The 3190-nt window shown below is 57.2% G+C and carries 4 protein-coding genes, 1 tRNA gene and 1 pseudogene; all 6 read right to left on the bottom strand.

From position 1 onward, the window contains the following. Window positions 1–288: 288 nt before the first annotated feature. The gene (locus tag Q1B15_RS06410; RefSeq protein ID WP_299751802.1) at window positions 289–762 is read right to left on the bottom strand and encodes a hypothetical protein; all 474 of its coding nucleotides are present in this window, start codon (window positions 760–762) and stop codon (window positions 289–291) included. A 540-nt stretch (window positions 763–1302) separates the two neighbouring features. Then, a tRNA-Gly gene (locus Q1B15_RS06405) sits at window positions 1303–1377 on the bottom strand. Window positions 1378–1531: 154 nt separating this feature from the next. After that, window positions 1532–2071, bottom strand: coding sequence for a DUF2314 domain-containing protein (locus tag Q1B15_RS06400; protein WP_299751799.1), 540 nt, complete (start codon window positions 2069–2071; stop codon window positions 1532–1534). A gap of 205 nt (window positions 2072–2276) precedes the next feature. Next, window positions 2277–2534 (bottom strand): hypothetical protein, encoded by a 258-nt coding sequence (locus Q1B15_RS06395; protein ID WP_366141686.1) that lies wholly within the window; start codon window positions 2532–2534, stop codon window positions 2277–2279. Window positions 2535–2684: 150 nt separating this feature from the next. Beyond that, window positions 2685–2966 (bottom strand): hypothetical protein, encoded by a 282-nt coding sequence (locus Q1B15_RS06390; RefSeq protein ID WP_299751796.1) that lies wholly within the window; start codon window positions 2964–2966, stop codon window positions 2685–2687. Next, window positions 2967–3190: pseudogene (locus Q1B15_RS06385) on the bottom strand (hypothetical protein); the annotation flags it as partial.

Below are 3190 nucleotides of genomic sequence, written 5' to 3'. Positions count from 1 at the left end.
TTCGTGCGACATGCGCAGAGGTCTTGCCAACAGCAGGTCTGAAGACCAAATATCCCCCACGCAATTTTCATTGCGAAGTGCGGTGGTGTGTGGAGTGAACGGCCAACACCATCGCACGCTTTCGTTTCGGCAGCAGGTGCCGACGGAGAAACTCTGCCGCAATGCAGCGAAAAGGGTAGGCGGTGCGAGGCGTTGCGCCGGTCGACACGAGCCAGATGCACAAAATTTCACCCCTTTGAGGGGCTGTGCTGTTTTTTTGCGCAGCAGGGATTCTGGAAGACTTAGGAGTCAGTCTTGAACGACTCGTGCGTATTGAGCGGGGGGTGTTTCGCCGAACGGGTTGAGGGTGTCGGCGCCTGCTTGGCGATCGGCCGGGGTGGGATCGGGTAAGATGAGTATTAGGCAAGTGGCGACGTCGCGGTCTGCTTTGCGGCCGGCCCATTCGGCATCTCCAGCGTCACGATTAAAAGTGGCGCGGCTGAGAAGGGCGGCTTGGGCGTATTTGCTGTTGATGCGGATCGACAGGGCCTTGGCGGCGTTTTCTTCTGTTGTGAGAGCGTCGAGGACCGCAATCATACTGGCGCGGTGGCGTTCGGTGACGGAGGATGCGCCGTCTCGGAGCAGCCATTGATGCTCCATCTGGGCGGAAAGCCTTCCGGTGCAGGTGGCAAAAAGGTCATGCAAGTCGGGGCCCGCGACGGCCGTTGCCGGAAGAAGAGCCGCAAGGCCGGTGATCGCCCACAGTTTTTTTAAACCGCTCATATGATAAGCTTCAGGCATAATTTTTAAGCAAGCAATGCATCTTGGGTACTCTAATCCTGAAGTGATGCACTTGTGCAAAGGTGCCGTGACCGCAGGCGCAAAGCGCGGTGACGCGAGACTTGGCGCCGTGCGGCATCCTGCACCACAGAGCGTGACCGCCTTGGGCACCGATCATTTTGATGAAGTAAAACTGTGTGAATAGTCTTACGAAGCGACGGGCTTTTCACAGTTGGCACTGCAGACGCCTAAGGAAAAGGACGCGTAAAGAGCGTCAGATTTGATTGGAAATATCGAGATTTAGGGCAGCCAACCGGCGAGGTCTGATGACAATCGGTTACATGCGATCCAGAAGACCCGGCCTTCGCGTGTTTTGTTGCATGCCGATTAGTTTGTGGTGACGCCGCTTGAAGAGGCGTTGCCGGGGCTTCACTCTTGGGCGCATTTAAAGTGTAGACCACAAAGATCGCGCGGGCCTGAGGCCCGCGAGGTCGATGGTCTTTGTGTAGAATTTACCCAACAGCTTTAAGGAAAGCTGATTATTGGAGCGGGCGATGAGATTCGAACTCACGACCCTAACCTTGGCAAGGTTATGCTCTACCCCTGAGCTACGCCCGCATCCTTGGGTGTGGCGGAGATATAAACTCCTCGCCGGACTGGCAAGGGGAAAATTCGCGACATTTGCAGTTTTAGGCCGTGTTTAGTGCGCGATATCGGTGCTGGGCTTGAAGTCGGTTTCTGTGGAGTGGTTTGGCGCGCGGGCGCGGCGGTCTTACCAATGCGCCGGAACCGGGGTCGGGGACAGGATTTGGGTGATTTGGCGCGCCGTGTTTGGCGCCATTTCGGTCAGCATCACTCGGGTGGTGTAGCTGCCGTACATTTTTCCGTCGTCGCCAAAGAAATACCAGTCGCGCACCTGTGCGGCGTCAAACGCCACGGGATCGCCGACGTGCTTGGTTTCGGTTGTTTTGGGCTCGTTCGCGAGAATGCCGACGTAGCGGCCATCGCGCATGGCAAAAGGCGAAACCCAGACGACTTCGTCGTCGCTGCCATAGCCGGACATAACGATTTTGATCGCAGCATTGTCGCGTGCGATGCCGTTGTCATCCAACGTGTAGTCAAGGAATGACCCAAGATGAGTGCGGGCCTGTTCTTCGGCTACGGTAATCGCGGTGGCGCGGGTTTGCGCGGTGATGATCGGATCACTTGCGCCAGCTTGCGCAGGGCCGATGCTGTAGCTTGCGTTGGCGGCGACAAAATTTACGCTGAGCAGGACAAGGCCAAAAACACGTCCGCGCATTTTCCAGTTCATGGGTTCGCTCCTTCGCAACGGTTGCTGGAAACTCGGCTGCGAATGGGGCGGATTAACTACAACAATGAGGCAATAGCTGGATAATTGCGGCCGTTCGCGAAACACCGAAGGCTACGCTGGAGGTCGGTCTAGGGGTCGTGAATTGCGAAATCGTTAATGCGTGGTCAGGCGGCGGTGCCGCTGCGGTCCGGATTGGCGAACTGGATCACGTCCCAGCGATTGCCCCATAGGTCGGCCCAGACGGCGACGCGGCCATAGGGTTCAACGCGGATGGACCTTCGAAGCGACCGCCTGCGGCTTCGATAAGGGCGTGATCTGTGTTGAACTCGAGAGTTTCGAGGAACAGCCAGACGCGACCCCTGCCCTGGTTGCCGATTGCTTTGCGTTGATGGCGCGTGCGAGCAGGATATCGGTGTCCGCGCCGGGTGGCGAGATGCGGCCGCAGCGTTTTTTTCGTCGCCAAGATCGGTGTCTTCGTTCAGATCGAAACCGATGGCCTCATCATAGTCAGGGATGAGGAAAGAGAAGAGGGCGATACGATTTCGCACTTCGATGCTTTGGCGTTTGTGTAGTGGGCGTTCAGGGGATGCTATACAGGTGCTTTTGCCAAGGTTTACATCATCAGGGCGCCTAGGGGGCGTTCAGTAAAGACGCGGGCGTTGTCACCGGGAGACGATCCGGCCCAATAGACCCAGAGGCGAGTCAGGTTCTTATCGTCAATCCAGACCAGACCGCCTTTTTCAAGGCTGCACAGGTTGGTGCCGGTGCAGGTGACGCTTGTGTTGTCGAGGAAGTCTGTGGCGCCCATGGTATCCTGGTACGCGGCGATGCCGAGGATTGGTGCGTCGAAGTCGACAAAGCCGTAGTGGGCGCCGGAATGGCTGTCAAAAAACACTTAGTGGCTGACGACTTCGGTGCCAGCGGTGATGCGTCCCTCAACGCCGCCGATGTCGACACGAATTGGGGCATCGAGGACGATATTCTGGTCCTTATTGAAGGCGTAGAGGTGGGTCTGTGTTGAGTTGTCTTCACCCACCGCGAAGGGCGTTTCAGTTTTCAGGATGTTGAATTCACCTTGCCCGGTCTGGCGCAGGATTTGGCCGTTGAGGACGATGGCTT

Source organism: uncultured Boseongicola sp. (assembly GCF_937988555.1).
Lineage (GTDB): Bacteria > Pseudomonadota > Alphaproteobacteria > Rhodobacterales > Rhodobacteraceae > Boseongicola.
This window is presented reverse-complemented; position numbering and strand designations above follow the sequence as displayed.

Bases quoted from the DNA above. Each gene is read 5' to 3' on its own strand.
- Q1B15_RS06410 (WP_299751802.1), bottom strand. From the start codon at position 762: ATGAGCGGTTTAAAAAAACTGTGGGCGATCACCGGCCTTGCGGCTCTT.
- Q1B15_RS06400 (WP_299751799.1), bottom strand. From the start codon at position 2,071: ATGAACTGGAAAATGCGCGGACGTGTTTTTGGCCTTGTCCTGCTCAGC.